Origin of the sequence: Kaistia granuli DSM 23481 (assembly GCF_000380505.1) — a bacterium.
Lineage (GTDB): Bacteria > Pseudomonadota > Alphaproteobacteria > Rhizobiales > Kaistiaceae > Kaistia > Kaistia granuli.
In genome coordinates this window covers 233,526-250,465 of sequence record NZ_AQYH01000003.1, presented here as the reverse complement: position 1 = coordinate 250,465, position 16,940 = coordinate 233,526, and the positions used below count along the sequence as shown (strand labels likewise).

Below are 16,940 nucleotides of genomic sequence, written 5' to 3'. Positions count from 1 at the left end.
GACATCCCATGATCAAGAAGGAAGCGCGCAGGCTGCGGATCGGTGTTCTCGGCTGCGGGCCGATCGCGCAATTCGCCCATCTCGAATCCTGCGTGAAGGCGCGCAACGCCGATCTCTACGCCATTTGCGACGCCGCCCCGGACCTGCTCGCCCGCATGGCGGCGACCTACGAGCCGCAAATGGCCTATGCCGACTACGAGGCCATGCTGCGGGATCCGGAGGTCGAGGCGGTGATCGTTGCGATCTCGGACAGTTTTCACGTTTCCATGGCGATCCGGGCGCTGGAAGCCGGCAAACACGTGCTGTGCGAGAAACCGCTCGGCACCTCGGTCGAGGAAGTCGAGGCGCTGAAGGAGGTGGTCGAGCTCACCGGGCTGACCCTGCAGGTCGGCCATATGAAGCGCTTCGATCCCGGCCTGGAGGCGGCCCGGGATTTCATCCAGAACGAAATGGGCCAGCTGCTGGCGCTCAAGGCCTGGTATTGCGACAGCACCCATCGCTACACGATGACGGATGCCGTGCAGCCTCTGCCGGTCACGAGCAGGTTCGCGAAGAAGCCGAGCGAGGATCCCAAGGCCGATCTGCGCCGCTATTTCATGCTCGCCCATGGCAGCCATCTCGTGGATACCGCGCGGTTCCTCTGCGGCGAGATCACCGAGGTGCGGGCGCGGCTGTCGGAGCGTTTCGGCGCCTATAGCTGGTTCGTCGAAACCAGCTTCGCCAATGGCACGCTCGGCCATCTCGATCTGACGGTCGCGGTGCGCATGGACTGGTTCGAGGGCTTCCAGCTCTATGGCGAAAACGGCAGCATCGTCGCGAAGACCTACAATCCCTGGTACTTCAAATCGAGCGACGTCGAGATCTTCTCGGAGAAAGACGCGACCTATCGCCGGCCGCTGGGTGCCGACGGTCATTTCTTCCGCCGCCAGCTCGAGGGCTTCGCCGATACCATCCTGAACGGCGCGAGGCAGCAGGGCGCCGATATCCATGACGGGCTCGCCTCGGTGCGCGCCATGGCGGCGATCGCCGAGTCGGTCCGGACCGGCGAGGCGGTCAGCGTGCCCGACAGGGTGGGGGCGGTCTGATGCGCCTCGGCATCTTCGCCAAGACCTTTTCTGGTAGCACTCCGTTAACCGTGCTGGCCGCCTGCAAGGCGGCCGGCTATCGCTGCGCCCAGTTCAACATGGCCTGCGCAGGATTGCCGGCCATGCCGGACGAGATCCCGGCCGCGACGATCGACGGGATCCGCCAGGCCGTCGCCGAGACCGGCGTCGAGCTGGTCGCGCTCTCCGGCACCTATAACATGATCCATCCCGACCCTGCGGTGCGGGAGGTGGGCATGCGCCGGCTCGGGCTCATGCTGGCGGCGGCGCGCGCGCTCGACATCCCGCTGGTGACGCTTTGCACTGGCACCCGCGATCCCGTCGATCAATGGGCTCATCACCCCGACAATACGACCCCGGAGGCCTGGGCCGATCTCCTCACCGAAATGGACAAGGCAGTCGCGCTGGCCGAGGCCGCCAGCGTCGATCTCGGCGTCGAGCCGGAACAGGCCAATGTCGTCACCTCGGCCGAGGACGGCGAGAGGCTAGTCGCGGCGATCGGTTCGAAGCGCATCCGCTTCGTGCTCGACCCGGCCAATCTGTTCGAGATCGCCGACCGAGACACGGCACGGCAGGTCGTGGCCGAGGCGATCGGCAGGCTCGGCGGCCGCATCGCCATGGCGCATGCCAAGGACCGCAAGGCCGATGGCAGCTTCGCCACCGCCGGAGCCGGGATTGTCGATTTTCCCGATTTTTTCGCGCGCTTGCGGGCGGTGGGCTTCGATGGCCCGGTGGTAACGCATGGCCTGTCGGCCGAGGAAGCGCCCGGCGTCGCCGCGTACCTTTCCAGGCAGCTCAGGCCATGACCGCATCGAGCCTCCGGCGCGACGACGCCGATCTCCGTGTTTTCGATAGCGGTGCCGGATTTCCGGTCGTCTTCCAGCATGGCCTCGGTGGCGACAATCGCCAGATCGTCGAGAACTTTCCCGATAGTCCCGACTATCGTCGCCTGACCGTCGAATGCCGCGCCCAGGGCCGATCGACACCCGGCAGCGTCCGGCCGTTTTCCAAGGCGATGTTCGCCGACGACGTGCTCGCGGCCTGCGATGCAAAGGGCATCGAACGCTTCGTCGTCGGTGGCATCTCGATGGGGGCTGCGATTGCGCTCCATATCGCCACGCGCCATCCGGATCGCGTCGCCGGGCTCGTGCTCGCTCGGCCGGCCTGGCTGTTCGGGCCCGCTCCGGACAATATGCGTCCCTATGCCGAAGTCGCCGACTGGATGAAACGCCTTCCACGCGACGCGGCGCGGGCTGCCTTTGCCAATTCGGCGACCGCCGACCAACTACGGCGGCAAGCCCCTGACAATCTCGCCTCGCTGCTCGGCTTCTTCGACCGGCCGGACTTCGCCGTCACGGCGGATCTCCTCGGCGACATCGCGCGCGATGGCCCCGGCGTCAGCGAGGCCGAGGTCGCCGCCCTGAGGGTGCCAACGCTGGTGATCGGGCACGGCGTCGATCACGCCCATCCGCTGGCCTATGCCCAAAAGCTCGCCGCGACCATTCCCGGCGCCCGCATGGTCGAAATCCCACCGAAAGCGATCGACAAGTCGCGCCACATCTCCGAATTCCGCGCCGCGCTGGACCATTTCCTGCGCGTCAATTTTCCGGCAAGGGAGCCGAACCGATGACACTCGCCAACAGGCCCGCGAACGGTTGGCTCGCCGCCCTGCCGCGCCACCGCATGCTCGCCGAATTCTCGCTGTGGTCGGCCGACCTCTGCAACATGGAGCGCGACCTCGCGCGCACCGGTCCGCATGTCGATCTCTTCCATATCGACGTCGCCGATGGCCGCTTCGCGCCCACCTTCCTGTTTTTCCCGGACCAGGTCGCCCGCATACGCGCCCTGACGACCCGGCCGCTGCATGTGCATCTGATGGTCGAGGGCGACATCGTGCTGTCGCAGATCCGTCAGTTTGCCGAGGCCGGTGCGGACCTGATCTCGATCCATGCCGAGAACGGCCCCGTCGTCGGCGAGGCGCTGGCGCTGATCCACGAGCTGGGCGTCGAGGCAGGCCTGGTGTTGCGCCTGGAAACGCCGGTCGAGGCGGTCCGGCCCTGGCTTGACCAGATCGCCTTCGTGACGCTGCTTGGCACCGAGATCGGCGTGAAGGGGGTAGGGCTCTCCGACCACGCCTGTCCGCGCCTGCAAGCGGTGCGCGCCATGCTGCGGGCCGCCGGCCGGGAGAATGCCGTGCGGCTCGCTGCCGATGGCGGCATTCGCGAAAACACGGTGCCGCGCCTGCGCGCCGCCAGCGCCGAAACGGTGGTGATGGGCTCGCTCGCCTTCGGCGACCCGGATCTGGCGGCACGCATCGCCTGGCTGCATGCGCTGCCCGCGCCTGGCGAGGCGACATGACGACAGGGGGAACCCGCGCGGCGCTGGCAATCGACCTCGGCGGCACCGAGCTGCGCGCGGCCGTGGTCGAAGAGACCGGCCGCGTCGCCGCCTTCGCCGCGACGTCGACCGACGCGCTCGGCGGGCCGGATGCCGTGATCGAGCAGATGGTCGCGCTGATCGGAACGGTCCGGGCCGAGGCGCCGGATGCCGAGATCGTCGGCCTCGGCGTCGGCGCGCCGGGTCCGCTCGATCCCGACGCCGGCATCGTCGTGGCCGCGCCGACCCTTTCCGGCTGGCGGGACGTTCCGCTGGCCGCGATCCTCAGCGAGCGCCTCGGCGTCGCCGTCCAGCTCGAGAACGACGCCAACGCGGCGGCGCTCGGCGAGTGGCGCTTCGGCGCCGGGCAGGGAACAAAGTCGATGGTGTTCATCACCGTCTCGACCGGCATCGGCGGCGGCGTCATCGTCGATGGCCACCTCCTGCACGGACGACGCGGGCTCGCGGGCGAGATCGGCCATATGACGATCGCCGCCGGCACCGAGCGCTGCGCCTGCGGTGGCGTCGGCTGCTGGGAAGCGCTCGCCTCGGGCACGGCGCTGGCGCGCGAGGCGACGAAGCTGGTGGCTTCCGGGACCGCGCCGGCCCTGCAGCGGATCGTCGGGTCGGAGCGTGTCTCCGGCCGCCATGTCGCGCAGGCCGCGGCGGCGGGCGACGCCCGGTCGATCGCGCTGCTCGACGCGGAGGCGCACTGGCTCGGCATCGGCCTCGTCAATCTGCTCCATCTCTATTCGCCGGAGCGGCTGATCCTGGGCGGTGGTGTCGGTACCCTATTGCCGCAGCTGCGCGGGACGATCGAGCGCACGATCCACGAGCGGGCGATGTCGGCCTTTCGCGAAGTCCCGGTGGTCGGCGCCGCGCTCGGTCGCAACGCCGGACTTGTCGGCGCTGCCAGTCTCATGCTGGAGAAGCGGCCATGAGCCTCGACGACACACACCTTCCCAATGACTCCGACGCCGGATCCGGCGTCCTGCCGGCCTTGCGGCACAGCCGGCTGCTGCATTTCCTGCAGGATCGCGGCCAGGCGACCGTGGCGGAGCTGGTGACGTTGCTGGAAGTCTCGCGCGACACCGTCCGGCGGGATCTCGACCTGCTGGAGCGGCGCGGGCTTCTGGTCCGCACCCATGGCGGCGCCGTCACCAATGATCGCCTCGTCCGCGTCGATACGACGATGGGCCTTCGCATGGACGAGCATGTCGAGGCGAAGCGGCTGATCGGCCAGACGGCGGCCGGCCTGATCCGCGACGACGAGACGCTGATCCTGAATGGCGGCTCGACGATCGCCTTCTTCGCCGCGGCGCTCAGCGCACGCCGCAACCTCACCATCGTCACCAACAATTTGCGCCTGCCGGCGGTGCTGCCGGAGAACAGCGTACAGTCGATCCACATCCTCGGCGGCGCCTATTGGCCGAACTATCAGGTGACGATCGGCGCCATCGGTTTCGCCGCCGTGGCGGGCATCAACGCCGATACGGCGGTGGTCGGCTGCACCGGCGTGTCCGCCTCCGGCATCTCGATGACCAAGCTGGACGAGGCGGCGCATACGGCCGGTATGATCCGGGTGGCGACGCGCACCATCGTTGTCGCCGACCAGTCGAAATTCGGCATCACCGCCTTCGCCAGCATCGCGACGCTGGACGACATCCAATGCCTGGTGACGGATGCGCCGCCGCCGGCCGAACTCGCGGAAGCCCTGGATCGCGCCGGCGTGCAGGTGGTCATCTGCGGCGAGTGAGGGGGCAGCGATCCGCGTTGCCGCGCGATCCTCAACAATAGCCCTCGCCTGCGACCTCACCCTCGCCGTCATCCCGGACGCAGTGCGCCCTTCTCAGGCTGACAATCCCGGTCGAGGGGGCTATACCTCGCCGCATCGAACTGGATCGGCGGAGTTGAGAGATGAGCGGCACGACATTGTCGAGCGATGGGCTGGACACGCGCCGCAGGCGTACCCATTTCCGCTGCTGGCATCGCGGCATGCGCGAGATGGACTTGATCCTCGGCCGCTTCGCCGACGCCCATATCGCCACTCTGACCGATAGCGAACTCGATGTCCTCGAGGCGCTAATGGAAGAGCAGGATCGCGATCTGCTGATCTGGCTGACGGGCGAGGCTCCGACGCCGGACGACGTCAATACCGAATTCTTCCGAAAGCTCGCCGCCTTCACCGGCGCTACTCCCCGATAGGCGCAATGGTCCAATTCAAATACATCCTGGGTCGCCCCTCGACGGTCCTTTCGGGCGTTCCCGACGGCTTTGACGGCAAGGTCGTCGCCGATATCGCGGCGCTCGCAGCGCGCGAGGATCTGCCCTACGTCCTGGTCGTCGCCCGCGATGGCAACCGCATGGCCGATCTCGAACAGGCGATGCGCTTCTTCTCGCCCGGCACCGAGGTCGTCTCCGTCCCGGCCTGGGACTGCATGCCCTATGACCGCGTGTCGCCGAACACCGCCGTGGTCGCTCGTCGCATGGCGGCGCTGTCCTATCTGGCGCACCATCAGCCCGTGAAGGGCCGCGCGCTCGTCGTGCTCACCACCGTCAACGCCGCCGTGCAGCGCCTGCCGCGCCGCGAACAGGTGGCACGGCAGAGCCTTTCCATCGCCAGCGGCAACCAGCTTTCCATGGACAAGCTGATCGGTTGGCTGGAGGACAATGGTTTCCTGCGTACCTCGACCGTGCGCGAAGCCGGCGAATATGCCGTGCGCGGCGGCATCATCGATCTGTTCGCGGCCGGGCAGGGCGAGCCGGTCCGCATCGACTATTTCGGCGATACCGTCGATTCCATCCGTACCTTCGACGTCGAGAGCCAGCGCACGGTAGCGCAGAAGAAGCGCCTCGACCTGGTGCCGATGAGCGAGCTGGTGCTGTCGCCGGAGGCGATCGCCCGCTTCCGCGAGCGCTATGTGGCGATGTTCGGCGCGACCGACCGCGAGGATCTGCTGTACCAGTCGGTCAGCGAAGGCCGCCGCTATACTGGCGTCGAGCACTGGCTGCCCTTCTTCGTCGACGGCCTCGACACGCTGTTCGACTATGTGCCGGGCGCGCCGGTCGTGCTCGACCATCTGGTCGAGGAGGCGATCGCCGAGCGCTTCGACGACATCACCGATCACTATGACGCGCGCAAGAGCGGCATGGGGCAGGGGCAGGGCGGCGTGCCCTACCGGCCGGTACCGCCCGACCAGCTTTATCTCACGCCAGACGAGTGGAAGAGCCGCGAGAAGCTGGCGCCGCTGCTGCGCATGACGCCCTTCGCGGAGGCCGACGACACCATGGTCGTCGATCTCGGCGGCCGGCATGGCCGCACCTTCGCGGCCGAGCGGACCGCCGGCGACGTCAATGTCTTCGACGCCGTGATTAGCTACATCTCCGGACTGCGCGAGAAAAAGCGCGTCGTCATCGCCTCCTGGAGCGACGGCGCGCGCGACCGCCTGGCGCAGGTGCTCGACGATCACGGCCTGAAGCGGGTCGAGCGGATCGAGGATTGGGCCTCGGCCGAGAAGCTTGCCAAGGGCGTCGTCGGTCTCGGCGTACTCGGCCTCGAATCCGGCTTCGAGACGCCGGACATGGCCGTTATCGGCGAGCAGGACATTCTGGGCGACCGGCTGGTGCGCCCGCGCAAGCGCTCGAAGCGCGCCTCCGATTTCCTGAGCGAGGTTACCGGCCTTTCCGAGGGCGACATCGTCGTCCATGTCGATCACGGCATCGGTCGCTTTGTTGGCCTGAAGACGATCACGGCGGCCGGCGCGCCGCATGACTGTCTCGAGATCGTCTATCAGGGCAATGACCGGCTCTATCTGCCGGTCGAGAACATCGAGCTGCTGTCGCGCTATGGCTCGGAAGATGCCGAGGCGACGCTCGACAAGCTCGGTGGTGTCGCCTGGCAGGCGCGCAAGGCCAAGCTGAAGCAGCGCATCCGCGACATGGCGGGCCAGCTGATCAAGGTCGCCGCCGCGCGCGCCATGCGCCATGCCGAGCCCTTGGCGCCGCCGGACGGGCTCTATGACGAATTCGCCGCGCGCTTCCCCTATGAGGAGACGGAAGACCAGCTGGCGGCCATCGAGGCCGTCATCGCCGACCTCGGCGCCGGCACGCCGATGGACCGCCTGATCTGCGGTGATGTCGGCTTCGGCAAGACCGAAGTGGCGCTGCGCGCCGCCTTCGTCGCCGTGATGAGCGGCAAGCAGGTCGCCGTCGTCGTACCGACGACGCTGCTGTCGCGCCAGCATTTCAAGACGTTTTCGACCCGCTTCGCCGGCTTCCCGATCCGCGTCGAGCAGGCCTCGCGCCTGGTCACGCCCAAGGAGCTGGCCGAGACCAAGAAGGGCACCAAGGAAGGTCAGGTCGATATCGTCGTCGGCACGCATGCCCTGCTCGGCAAAGGGATCGAGTTTCGGGATCTCGGCCTGCTGATCATCGACGAGGAGCAGCATTTCGGCGTCAAGCACAAGGAGCGCCTCAAGGAGCTGCGCGCCGACGTGCATGTGCTGACGCTTTCGGCGACGCCGATCCCGCGCACGCTGCAGCTGGCCCTGACGGGCGTGCGCGAGCTGTCGCTGATCACCACGCCGCCGGTCGACCGCATGGCGGTCCGCACCTTCATCTCGCCCTTCGACGCGCTCGTCGTGCGCGAGGCGCTGCTGCGCGAGCGCTATCGCGGCGGGCAGAGCTTCTATGTCTGCCCGCGCCTGTCGGATCTCGCCGAACGCAAAGAGTTCCTGGAGAAGTTCGTGCCCGAGGTGAAGGTCGCGATCGCGCATGGCCAGATGCCGGCGACCGAGCTCGAGGACATCATGACGGCGTTCTACGAGGGCGCCTATGACGTGCTGCTCTCGACGACGATCGTCGAATCCGGCCTCGACATCCCGACCGCCAACACGCTGATCGTGCACCGCGCCGACATGTTCGGCTTGGCGCAGCTCTACCAGCTGCGCGGCCGCGTCGGCCGCTCGAAGACCCGTGCCTATGCGCTCTTCACCGTGCCGGCCGAGAAGCGACTGACGGCGATGGCCGATCGCCGCCTCAAGGTGCTGCAGTCGCTCGACACGCTCGGCGCCGGCTTCCAGCTGGCGAGCCACGATCTCGACATCCGCGGCGCCGGCAATCTGCTCGGCGAGGAACAGTCGGGCCACATCAAGGAAGTCGGCTTCGAGCTCTACCAGCAGATGCTGGAGGAAGCGGTGGCGCAGCTGCGCGACGGCGGCGCCGAGGAACACGAGGCAGACGGCCGCTGGTCGCCGCAGATCACGGTCGGCACGCCAGTCATGCTGCCGGAAACTTATGTGCCGGATCTGCAGCTGCGCCTGTCGCTCTATCGGCGCCTCGGCGATCTCGACGAGCCGGAGCAGATCGACGGTTTCGGCGCGGAGCTGATCGACCGCTTCGGCCCGCTGCCCGACGAGGTCGAGCACCTGCTGAAGATCGTCTACATCAAGGCGCTCTGCCGCAAGGCGAACGTCGAGAAGGTCGATGCCGGCCCGAAGGGCATCGTCATCGCCTTCCGCAATTCGACCTTCGCCAATCCGGCCGGCCTGATCCGCTACATCGGCGAGCAGGGCAGCCTGGCCAAGGTGCGGCCCGACCAGAAGATCGTGCTGATCCGCGACTGGGAGAAGCCGGAGCAGCGCCTGAAGGGCACCGCGGTGATCCTGACCCAGCTCGCGCGCATGGCGGAAGAGGCCAACAAGAAGGCGGCGTGAGTATCGGACACGGAAGGCGTCAGGCGGGCTCGACGCCGTCCGACGCGGGGCGTCATCCCGGCGGAAGCTGGGATCCACGCCTCGGCGAGCTTGACGCCGGGCGTCCATGGCTCAGCGTCAACTCATCACCCGCTGTCAATTCGTCTGCCCCGCCGCGCCAGGCGGCCAACCGTCTCGCTGCCGATGGATGGATCCCGGATCTCCGCTTCGCTGCGTCCGGGATGACGGCGAGGGTGTCGGGCGAAGCCGTCACCCGATTGGTGTCATTTCGCCGGCGTCGCGTACCAGGTCGGGTAGGTGTAACCGCTGACCGATTGTGTCTCGGGATGGCCGACGCGCGACCAGCGGGCGACCCACTGCTCGGGCAGGTAATAGAGTGGCACGACATAGTGCTGCGAGATCAGGACACGATCGAGCGCCCGCACCGTCTCGATGAATTCGGTGCGTTCCTCGGCTGCGAGGATCGCCTTCAGCAGCGCATCGATCGCCGGGCTTCTGGCGCCGACATAGTTGTACGAGCCGGGCACATCGGCCTGGGCGCTCGACCAGCGATAGTTCTGCTCGTTGCCGGGTGACAGGGAAGCGACCCATGACGTCATGATCATGTCGAAGTCGAATTCCTGGACCCGCCGCTCATATTGCGCCGAATCGACGGTGCGGATCGACGCCTTGATGCCGATGCGGGCCAGCGTGCGGGCGAAGGCGAGGCCGACGCGTTCCTGCTCGCGATCCTTGAGCAGCAGCTCGAAGGTGAACGGCTTGCCCGTCTCGACATTGAGCAGGGTGTTGCCCTTCAGCTCGTAGCCCGACGACTTCAGGAGATCGAGCGCGGCGCGCAGCAGCTTGCGATCGCCGCCCGAGCCGTCGCTGACGGCGGGACGATAGCTGCCATCGAGCACGTCCGGCTCGACCGCGCCGGGGAAGGGCGCCAGCAGGGACTTTTCCAGATCCGAGGCCGGGATGCCGATCGAGGAGAGTTCCGAGCCCTCGAAATAGCTGGCGTTGCGCTGGTAGACGTCGAAGAACAGGTTGCGGTCGACCCACTCGAAATCGAATAGCGAGGCGAGCGCCTTGCGGACGCCGACATCCTCGAAGATCGGGCGGCGTGTGTTCATGGCGAAGCCCAGCATGCCCTTGGGCAGGCCGGTGACGACGCCTTCCTTGACGACGCGGCCATCGGTGACGGCCGGGAAATTGTAGCCATTGCGCCAGTTGGCGGGATCGGCCTCGGCGTTGACGTCGTAGAGGCCCTTCTTGAAGGCCTCGAACATGGCGTTGCGGTCGCGGTAGTAGTCGATCTTGATGGTGTCGAAATTGTCGAAGCCGCGCTTGATCGGCAGGTCCTTGCCCCAATAGTTCGGGTCGCGCTTCAGCTCGAAGCTCTGGCCCGGCTTCACCTCGCCCATCGTGTAGGGACCGCTGCCGATCAGCGGCTTCAGCGTCGAGCGATCAAAATTCTCGATGTCGGTGGCGTGCTTGGGCAGGATCGGCATCAGGCCGAGCAGCAGCGGCAATTCGCGGTCGGCACCGTCGCCGAAGTTCATCTTGACGCCGTGTTCGCCGATCTTCTCGGTCGACTTCACCTTGGAATACCAGGACTTGTAGTTCGGCCGGCCCTTGTCGCGCAGGATCTCCAGCGAGAAGATCACGTCGTCCTGCGTCACCGGTACGCCATCGGAGAAATGCGCCTTCGGATTCAGGTTGAAGGTGATGGAACTGCGGTCTTCGGGGACCTCGACGCTCTCGGCGAGCAGGCCGTAGAGCGAGAAGGCTTCGTCGCGGTTGCGCGCCAGAAGGGCCTCGAACACGTTGTTGCCAAGCGACACATCCCAGATGCCGCGCGCCGTCGTCTCGGCGCCCTTCACGATGAAGGGGTTGAGGCTGTCGTAGCTGCCGACGAAGGCATAGGTGATTCTGCCGCCCTTCGGCGCGTCGGGATCGGCATAGGGCAGGTGGGTGTAGTCGGCCGGCAGCTTGGGCTGTCCGTGCATCGCCAGGCCGTGGCGCGGCTCGGCCTGCCCCGCTCCCGCGAGACAGATCATGGCAAGGGCGGACACGGCAAAGGCGGCGGACCTGGGCCCGAAAAAGCCGATCGGCATAGCAAACTCCTCCCGAAAAGCGTCCGGGCAACGAATCGATGAAAAAAACCGTAGCACGGCCACTGGGGCAATCTTGTGCCGCTGGAAATCACTACGCCGTCCGGCTATTGATGCGCGTCAGCTTCTCCGTCACCGTGTCGCCTCATTTGCTGGTCATCCAGCCTCGGCGCGCGGCCAGCCTGCAAAACAGGCGAACCGTCGGTCGTCGAAGCGCAGGGTTTGAGATAAACGCAAGGACACGCTCGATGTCGCATCGTTGGAATTCTGGTCTGGTTCGGGTGCCGCATCTGGCTGCCGCTGCGCTGGTCATGGCTCTGTCGGCGCCGATGGCGCAGGCTCAGGACGCGGCGCCTGCCGCGACTCCCGCTGCCAAGGCTCCCGCCGCCGCTGCGAACGCGGCGCCGCCGGTTTCGCCCTGGGTCAAGGAATGCGGCCAGGACCCGCAGTCCAAGAAGAAGCTCTGCATCACCTCGCAGGAACTTCGCGCCGAGACCAATCAGTTCATCGCTTCGCTGCAGATCCGCCAGCTCGAGGGCGAGCCGAAGATGGCGCTGACCGCCGTCGTTCTGACCGGTCAGCTGATCCAGCCGGGCCTGCGCGTCCAGGTCGACCAGAACAAGGCGGCCGAGCTCAAATATGTCGTCTGCGAGCCGAGCGTCTGCTACGCCCAGGCCGAAGTCGATGCGGCCTTCATCGCCTCGATGAAGAAGGGCAACAAGGTCACGGCGATCTCGCTGAATCCGCAGGGCAAGCCGATGGTTTTCCCGTTCTCGCTCGCCGGCTTCACCAAGGTCGTCGATGGTGAGGGTCTCGACCGCGCCGCCGGCAAGGCGCGCCGCGACGCCCTGCAGGATCAGCTGCAGAAGAATGCCGAAGAGAATCGCAAGAAGCTCATCGAGCAGCAGAACAAGGAACGCGGCGCCGAGTGAGCCGCTGACCCGAGACTTAGCGAAAGGGCGCGTCCGCAAGGAGGCGCCCTTTTTCGTTTGGGCCTGCGTCGCCCGATTGATGACCGCAGGCGACGGGCGCTTCCGAGGGCTGCTGACGCCGCCCTTGGCAATTCGGCATATGGTATATATACGTTTCATATACGCCGTATATCGAATAGGGAAACTGCCATGGGTATCGTCAGCATCGACGACGATCTGCACGAACAGTTGCGTCGGGCGAGCAAGGTGTCGTGCCGCTCGATCAACGCGCAGGCTGCCTTCTGGATCAAGGTCGGCATGCTGTGCGAGACCAATCCGTCGCTCAGCTTCACGGAGATCATGGAGCGCGAGCTGCGCTCCGCTGGCGTTTCGGCTCCGCCGCTGGCCATGAGCCACGCATGATCAAGAAGCCTCAGGAACTGGCTCTTCTGGCTCAATCCGGGCGGTTGCTGGCATCCGTGTTCGCCTTGCTGGATCGAACCCCGCTGGTCGGCCGATCGACGCTCGAGATCGATGCGATGGTCGAACGCTTCATCGTTGAGGATCTCAAGGCGCGCCCCGCGAGCAAGGGCCAGTACGACTATGGCTTCGTGCTGAATTCGTCAGTGAACGAGGTGGTCTGCCACGGCATTCCCTCGCAATCGGACGTTCTTCGGGACGGCGATATCGTCAATTTCGACATCACGCTCGAGAAGAACCGCTACATCGCGGATTCCAGCAAGACCTATCTGGTGGGCGAGGTGGATGCGGGCGCCCGCAGGCTGGTCGAGACCACCTACGAAGCGATGTGGATGGGGATCCGCGCGGTTCGCCCGGGCGCACGGCTCGGCGATATCGGCTGGGCCATCGAACGACATGCCAAGCGGAATGGCTATTCCGTGGTGCATGAATATTGCGGACACGGAATCGGCCGCGAGATGCATGAGGATCCGCAGATCCTGCACTTCGGCAAGCCGGGCACCGGCCTCGTCCTGCGCGAGGGTATGGTCTTCACGATCGAGCCAATGCTCAATCGCGGCCGGCGGAACGTGGTGACCGGATCGGATGGATGGACCGTCGTGACGAAGGACGGATCACTCTCGGCCCAGTTCGAGCACACTGTGGCCGTGACGGCTTCCGGCGTGTCCGTTTTGACGCTGCGGCCGGACGAATCGCGCACGGGCACGATCCGGCGGCGCGCGGTAGCGGAAGCAGGTTGATCCAATCGCGGCGCGAAAGGCGCGCCGCCTGGATGACCTCGCGGTCAAAGGCGTCGATATGTCGGCGCGAGGCCGGTTGGCGACAGGATGCGGTCGCCGGGCGGTACCGAAGGCAATCGGCTCCCTCGACGGACCCGCAGCCTAGTTCAGCCCGCCGGGCCTCGACACGTAAACCTGCCCGCGTCGCTCCTTGAAGTGCTCGTGCAGCTTCGGATGGCGAAGCGGTTCCTCGCTGTCGTCGGCGAGCAGGTTCTGCTCCGAGACGTAGGCGACATACTCCGTTTCGGCGTTCTCGGCGAGCAGGTGGTAGAAGGGTTGATCCTTCGCCGGCCTCGCATCGGCCGGGATCGCGTCCCACCATTCGTCGGTGTTGTCGAAGACGGGATCGACATCGAACACCACGCCACGAAACGGATGCGTCCTATGCCGGACGATCTGCCCGATCTGGAATTTAGCTATGCGCGGCTGAACCATGGTCTGTGCCCTCTTTGCGGGGGGCCAGAAGCCACGCTGCCACACCCGCGTCAAGCCGTAACGTCCACCAGCATGCGACCACTTTCTGTCAAACCCGTGGCGCGAGACCCTGCCGCATGATGGCGCGCTTCAGCACGGGCAGGCGGTCGATGGCGTAGAGACCGATGCCGCGCAGCGCCTGCACCGGCAGGAAATCGGTCAGGAGCGTGCGGTTCAGGGCGTCGACCGCGGTTGTCCTCGACAGGATGTCGCCGGCCCGGGCCCGATCATAGGCGGCCATGGCGTCGGCGCCGCCCGGATCGGCGCGGTGATCGCCGACGACCGCAGCGAACGCCGCCGCGTCGCGCAGGCCGAGATTGAGGCCCTGGGCGCCGATGGGCGGGAAGACGTGGGCCGCCTCGCCGATCAGAGCGATTCGGCGCGCCGCGAAATGCCGGGCCGTCTGGCCGGAGAGCGGGAAGACCTGGCGTGGGCCGCGCAGGATGATCTTGCCGATGATCGAATGAGCGCGGCGCTCGAATTCGGCCGCGAGCTGATCGTCGTCGAGCTTCGACAACCTTTCGGCCTCGGCCGGGCTTTCGACGCAGACGATGGCGGAGTGCAGGCCCGGCATCGGCACGATGGTGAACGGGCCGGTCTCGGTATGGAACTCGGTCGAGACATCGTCATGCGGCAGGCTGTGGCTGATGTTGGCGACCAGCGCCGCCTGCGGATAGGACCAGCTGCGCACGGCCAGGCCGGCGGCGTCGCGCGCCCGCGAGCGCCGTCCGTCGGCGGCGCCGACCAGCCGGGCCCGGACCGAGCACTGGTCGGGAGTGACGATGGTGACGGCGTCGTCGCCGGGTTGGATATCGGAAGCGAAGGCGGTGATCCGCTCGATACCGGCCTGCTCGACAGCGGCGTCGAGCGCCTCGACCAGGATGGCGTTGGGGATATTGTAGCCGAAGGCGTCGAGGCCGACTTCGCGGGCATGGAATTCGACCAGCGGCGCGCGGATCAGCCGGCGCGTGCCGTCGACGATTCGCATCGTCCGCAGCGGCGCCGCCTTGCCGGCGATCGCCGGCCAGATGCCCGTCTGCTCCAGGATCTCGACGGAGGCGCCGAGCATGGCGACCGTGCGTTCGTCGCGCGGCGGCGCCTTCGGGGCGACCAGGACGACAGAAGCGCCATGCGCGCGCGCCAGCAGGGCGGCAACCAGCCCGGCGGGGCCTGCGCCGACGACGGCAACATCGCGAAGTTGTTCGGTCATGATCCGGCCTGTGTCTTGCGATCGTTCGAGGCGCCGAGCCGGCGCGTCATGTGCACGCCGCCCCAACCCACTGCCATGGCGACGAGAAAGATCAGAATTTCGGGAAGGGAGAAAGCGATATTGGCGATCGCCGGTCCTGGGCAGAGGCCCGACAGGCCCCAGCCGACGCCGAACAGGACCGAGCCGACGAGGAGCGGGGAATCGACGCCGGCATCGTCCGGTGGCGAATAGGTGAGGGCGGCGAGCGGATGGCGCCGCCGATGGCCGATTCGCAGCGCCACCATGCTGACGAGGACGGCCGAGGCCAGCACGAAGGCCAGGCTCGGATCCCAGCCGCCGGTCGGAATCGCCGCGATGTCGAGAAAGTTCGTCACCTTGGAGGGATCGACCATGCGCGAGATCCCGAGCCCGATGCCGAACAGGAGGCCGGAGGCGAGCGCGCCGAGATTGTAGAGGGCGGGGCGATCCGTCACGGCCCGTGCCTCACAATGTAGACGGTGAGGATCGCCGCCGCCAGGAAGACGAGGACGGCGACCATGGAGCGGACGGAGAGCCGCGCCATGCCGCAGACGCCGTGGCCGGACGTGCAGCCGCGGGCGAGGCCCGTGCCGATGCCGACCAGCAGCCCGGAAATGGCGAGGCCGAGCGGCCCGAGCTCGAGATCCGGATAGCTCTTCGAGGCATCCTCGATCATGCCGGGCGCCAGGAAGAAGCCGATGGCGGCGCCGGCCGGCAGGCCGATGAGGAACAGCAGCCGCCACGGCCGATCGGCCCGGCGAGCCGACAGCGCCATGCCGAAGATCGACGATACCCCGGCGACGCGACCGTTGACGATCCACAGCAGTCCGGCGGCGGCGCCGATGAAGGCGCCTCCGATGGTCGCGGATACGGGCGAAAAGCCTAACATGCGATACTCCTGCAACTGGAGCATGGTGATCGCGTGGCAGGGGAGCGGCAATCCTGTCAGATGTCGCAGGACAGGACGCCGCAGAGCCTATTGCAAGGCCGCGGCTGAGCACGTATCGACTGTTCTTTAGCCAAAAGGCGCTGGATACGGCCGTACAGCCTGTGCGGGCGGCCGATGCAGCAGGGGAGCCTCATGCCGAAGACGAAGACCTGGGCCGTTCATCTCCTTACGGCGAGCGGTGCCGGCTTCGCGCTCTTGGCGGCGCTCGCCGTCGCGCGCGGGGCGTGGGTGGAGACCTTCATCTGGCTGGGCGCCGCCCTGTTCGTCGATGGCGTCGATGGCCCGCTGGCGCGTGGCGTCCGGGTCGGCGAGCGGGTGCCGTGGTTCGACGGTGCCATCCTGGACATGGTCATCGACTACACGACCTATGTGTTCATTCCCGCGCTGATCCTGGCCCGGTCGGACCTGATGCCGCCGACGCTGGCGACGCCCGCCGGCATTCTGGTCGCGGTGATCGGCGCCCTCTATTTCGCCGATACGCGGATGAAGACGCGCGAATACGGATTCCGCGGCTTTCCGGCGGTCTGGAACATGGTCGTCTTCGTGCTGATGGTGTTCGCGCCGCCGCCGCTGTTCTCGGCGCTGGTGATCATCGCCCTGGCCGCGCTGACCTTCTCGCCGGTCGAGTTCGTTCATCCCGTGCGGGTCACGCGGCTGCGGCCGCTGACGCTCGCCGTGACGCTCGCCTGGGCGATTTTCTCACTGCTGTCCGTCGTGGCGGAGCTCCAGCCGAATCAGTTCGTGCTGGCCGGCCTCGGCCTGACGACGATCTACCTGACCTTCATTGGCGCGGCCCTGCAGGCCACGCGGTTTCGTACAACCCCCTAACC

At 66.9% G+C, this 16,940-nt stretch carries 17 protein-coding genes; 12 read left to right on the top strand and 5 right to left on the bottom strand.

The window, feature by feature from the left end; all coding sequences use genetic code 11:
* Positions 1 to 8: 8 nt before the first annotated feature.
* The 8 genes from G342_RS0103560 (at position 9) to mfd (ending at position 9,193) form a co-directional block, all read left to right on the top strand.
* Positions 9 to 1,085, top strand: a complete 1,077-nt coding sequence (locus G342_RS0103560) for a Gfo/Idh/MocA family protein (protein WP_018181729.1) — start codon at positions 9 to 11, stop codon at positions 1,083 to 1,085.
* Positions 1,085 to 1,909 carry a sugar phosphate isomerase/epimerase family protein gene (locus G342_RS0103555; RefSeq protein WP_018181728.1) on the top strand — a complete coding sequence of 275 codons (825 nt, stop codon included), beginning with the start codon at positions 1,085 to 1,087 and terminating at the stop codon, positions 1,907 to 1,909. The genes G342_RS0103560 and G342_RS0103555 overlap by 1 nt, the downstream gene beginning before the upstream one ends.
* On the top strand, positions 1,906 to 2,733 hold the full coding sequence (locus G342_RS0103550) for an alpha/beta fold hydrolase (RefSeq protein WP_018181727.1): 828 nt from the start codon (positions 1,906 to 1,908) through the stop codon (positions 2,731 to 2,733). Before G342_RS0103555 ends, G342_RS0103550 begins: the two co-directional genes overlap by 4 nt.
* The gene (locus G342_RS0103545) at positions 2,730 to 3,461 is read left to right on the top strand and encodes a ribulose-phosphate 3-epimerase (RefSeq protein WP_018181726.1); all 732 of its coding nucleotides are present in this window, start codon (positions 2,730 to 2,732) and stop codon (positions 3,459 to 3,461) included. Before G342_RS0103550 ends, G342_RS0103545 begins: the two co-directional genes overlap by 4 nt.
* Positions 3,458 to 4,420, top strand: coding sequence for an ROK family protein (locus G342_RS23130; RefSeq protein WP_018181725.1), 963 nt, complete (start codon positions 3,458 to 3,460; stop codon positions 4,418 to 4,420). Before G342_RS0103545 ends, G342_RS23130 begins: the two co-directional genes overlap by 4 nt.
* On the top strand, positions 4,417 to 5,235 hold the full coding sequence (locus G342_RS0103535; protein WP_018181724.1) for a DeoR/GlpR family DNA-binding transcription regulator: 819 nt from the start codon (positions 4,417 to 4,419) through the stop codon (positions 5,233 to 5,235). Before G342_RS23130 ends, G342_RS0103535 begins: the two co-directional genes overlap by 4 nt.
* Before the next feature lie 161 nt (positions 5,236 to 5,396).
* A complete protein-coding gene (locus tag G342_RS0103530) occupies positions 5,397 to 5,684 on the top strand; it encodes an FAD assembly factor SdhE (protein WP_018181723.1) in 288 nt (95 codons plus the stop codon).
* 5 nt (positions 5,685 to 5,689) lie between these two features.
* Complete coding sequence (gene mfd / locus G342_RS0103525; protein ID WP_018181722.1) at positions 5,690 to 9,193, top strand: transcription-repair coupling factor; 3,504 nt, start codon at positions 5,690 to 5,692, stop codon at positions 9,191 to 9,193.
* Between the two features lie 263 nt (positions 9,194 to 9,456).
* Here the strand turns inward: mfd and G342_RS0103520 are convergent, their stop codons facing one another.
* Positions 9,457 to 11,292, bottom strand: a complete 1,836-nt coding sequence (locus G342_RS0103520; RefSeq protein WP_018181721.1) for an extracellular solute-binding protein — start codon at positions 11,290 to 11,292, stop codon at positions 9,457 to 9,459.
* A 245-nt stretch (positions 11,293 to 11,537) separates the two neighbouring features.
* On the opposite strand from G342_RS0103520, the gene G342_RS23125 reads away from it, so the two are divergent.
* The 3 genes from G342_RS23125 (at position 11,538) to map (ending at position 13,420) form a co-directional block, all read left to right on the top strand.
* Positions 11,538 to 12,221 carry an invasion associated locus B family protein gene (locus tag G342_RS23125; protein WP_018181720.1) on the top strand — a complete coding sequence of 228 codons (684 nt, stop codon included), beginning with the start codon at positions 11,538 to 11,540 and terminating at the stop codon, positions 12,219 to 12,221.
* Between the two features lie 189 nt (positions 12,222 to 12,410).
* Complete coding sequence (locus G342_RS0103510; RefSeq protein WP_018181719.1) at positions 12,411 to 12,623, top strand: ParD-like family protein; 213 nt, start codon at positions 12,411 to 12,413, stop codon at positions 12,621 to 12,623.
* A complete protein-coding gene (gene map / locus G342_RS0103505; protein ID WP_018181718.1) occupies positions 12,620 to 13,420 on the top strand; it encodes a type I methionyl aminopeptidase in 801 nt (266 codons plus the stop codon). Before G342_RS0103510 ends, map begins: the two co-directional genes overlap by 4 nt.
* Positions 13,421 to 13,561: 141 nt before the next feature.
* On the opposite strand, the gene hspQ is transcribed toward map, so the two are convergent.
* The 4 genes from hspQ to G342_RS0103485 form a co-directional block, all read right to left on the bottom strand.
* Positions 13,562 to 13,894: a heat shock protein HspQ gene (hspQ, locus tag G342_RS0103500; protein ID WP_018181717.1), complete on the bottom strand. Its 333-nt coding sequence runs from the start codon at positions 13,892 to 13,894 to the stop codon at positions 13,562 to 13,564.
* An 88-nt stretch (positions 13,895 to 13,982) separates the two neighbouring features.
* Complete coding sequence (locus G342_RS0103495) at positions 13,983 to 15,143, bottom strand: UbiH/UbiF family hydroxylase (RefSeq protein WP_018181716.1); 1,161 nt, start codon at positions 15,141 to 15,143, stop codon at positions 13,983 to 13,985.
* Complete coding sequence (locus G342_RS0103490; protein ID WP_018181715.1) at positions 15,140 to 15,616, bottom strand: DUF6691 family protein; 477 nt, start codon at positions 15,614 to 15,616, stop codon at positions 15,140 to 15,142. Before G342_RS0103490 ends, G342_RS0103495 begins: the two co-directional genes overlap by 4 nt.
* Positions 15,613 to 16,050: a YeeE/YedE family protein gene (locus G342_RS0103485; protein ID WP_018181714.1), complete on the bottom strand. Its 438-nt coding sequence runs from the start codon at positions 16,048 to 16,050 to the stop codon at positions 15,613 to 15,615. Before G342_RS0103485 ends, G342_RS0103490 begins: the two co-directional genes overlap by 4 nt.
* A gap of 192 nt (positions 16,051 to 16,242) precedes the next feature.
* Here G342_RS0103485 and G342_RS0103480 point away from each other — a divergent pair, with 192 nt between their 5' ends.
* Positions 16,243 to 16,938 (top strand): CDP-alcohol phosphatidyltransferase family protein, encoded by a 696-nt coding sequence (locus G342_RS0103480; protein ID WP_156830772.1) that lies wholly within the window; start codon positions 16,243 to 16,245, stop codon positions 16,936 to 16,938.
* The last annotated feature ends 2 nt before the right edge of the window (positions 16,939 to 16,940 follow it).

Coding starts and splice junctions, on each gene's coding strand:
- G342_RS0103560 (WP_018181729.1), top strand. CDS start 9: ATGATCAAGAAGGAAGCGCGCAGGCTGCGGATCGGTGTTCTCGGCTGC.
- G342_RS0103555 (WP_018181728.1), top strand. CDS start 1,085: ATGCGCCTCGGCATCTTCGCCAAGACCTTTTCTGGTAGCACTCCGTTA.
- G342_RS0103550 (WP_018181727.1), top strand. CDS start 1,906: ATGACCGCATCGAGCCTCCGGCGCGACGACGCCGATCTCCGTGTTTTC.
- G342_RS0103545 (WP_018181726.1), top strand. CDS start 2,730: ATGACACTCGCCAACAGGCCCGCGAACGGTTGGCTCGCCGCCCTGCCG.
- G342_RS23130 (WP_018181725.1), top strand. CDS start 3,458: ATGACGACAGGGGGAACCCGCGCGGCGCTGGCAATCGACCTCGGCGGC.
- G342_RS0103535 (WP_018181724.1), top strand. CDS start 4,417: ATGAGCCTCGACGACACACACCTTCCCAATGACTCCGACGCCGGATCC.
- G342_RS0103530 (WP_018181723.1), top strand. CDS start 5,397: ATGAGCGGCACGACATTGTCGAGCGATGGGCTGGACACGCGCCGCAGG.
- mfd (WP_018181722.1), top strand. CDS start 5,690: ATGGTCCAATTCAAATACATCCTGGGTCGCCCCTCGACGGTCCTTTCG.
- G342_RS0103520 (WP_018181721.1), bottom strand. CDS start 11,292: ATGCCGATCGGCTTTTTCGGGCCCAGGTCCGCCGCCTTTGCCGTGTCC.
- G342_RS23125 (WP_018181720.1), top strand. CDS start 11,538: ATGTCGCATCGTTGGAATTCTGGTCTGGTTCGGGTGCCGCATCTGGCT.
- G342_RS0103510 (WP_018181719.1), top strand. CDS start 12,411: ATGGGTATCGTCAGCATCGACGACGATCTGCACGAACAGTTGCGTCGG.
- map (WP_018181718.1), top strand. CDS start 12,620: ATGATCAAGAAGCCTCAGGAACTGGCTCTTCTGGCTCAATCCGGGCGG.
- hspQ (WP_018181717.1), bottom strand. CDS start 13,894: ATGGTTCAGCCGCGCATAGCTAAATTCCAGATCGGGCAGATCGTCCGG.
- G342_RS0103495 (WP_018181716.1), bottom strand. CDS start 15,143: ATGACCGAACAACTTCGCGATGTTGCCGTCGTCGGCGCAGGCCCCGCC.
- G342_RS0103485 (WP_018181714.1), bottom strand. CDS start 16,050: ATGTTAGGCTTTTCGCCCGTATCCGCGACCATCGGAGGCGCCTTCATC.
- G342_RS0103480 (WP_156830772.1), top strand. CDS start 16,243: ATGCCGAAGACGAAGACCTGGGCCGTTCATCTCCTTACGGCGAGCGGT.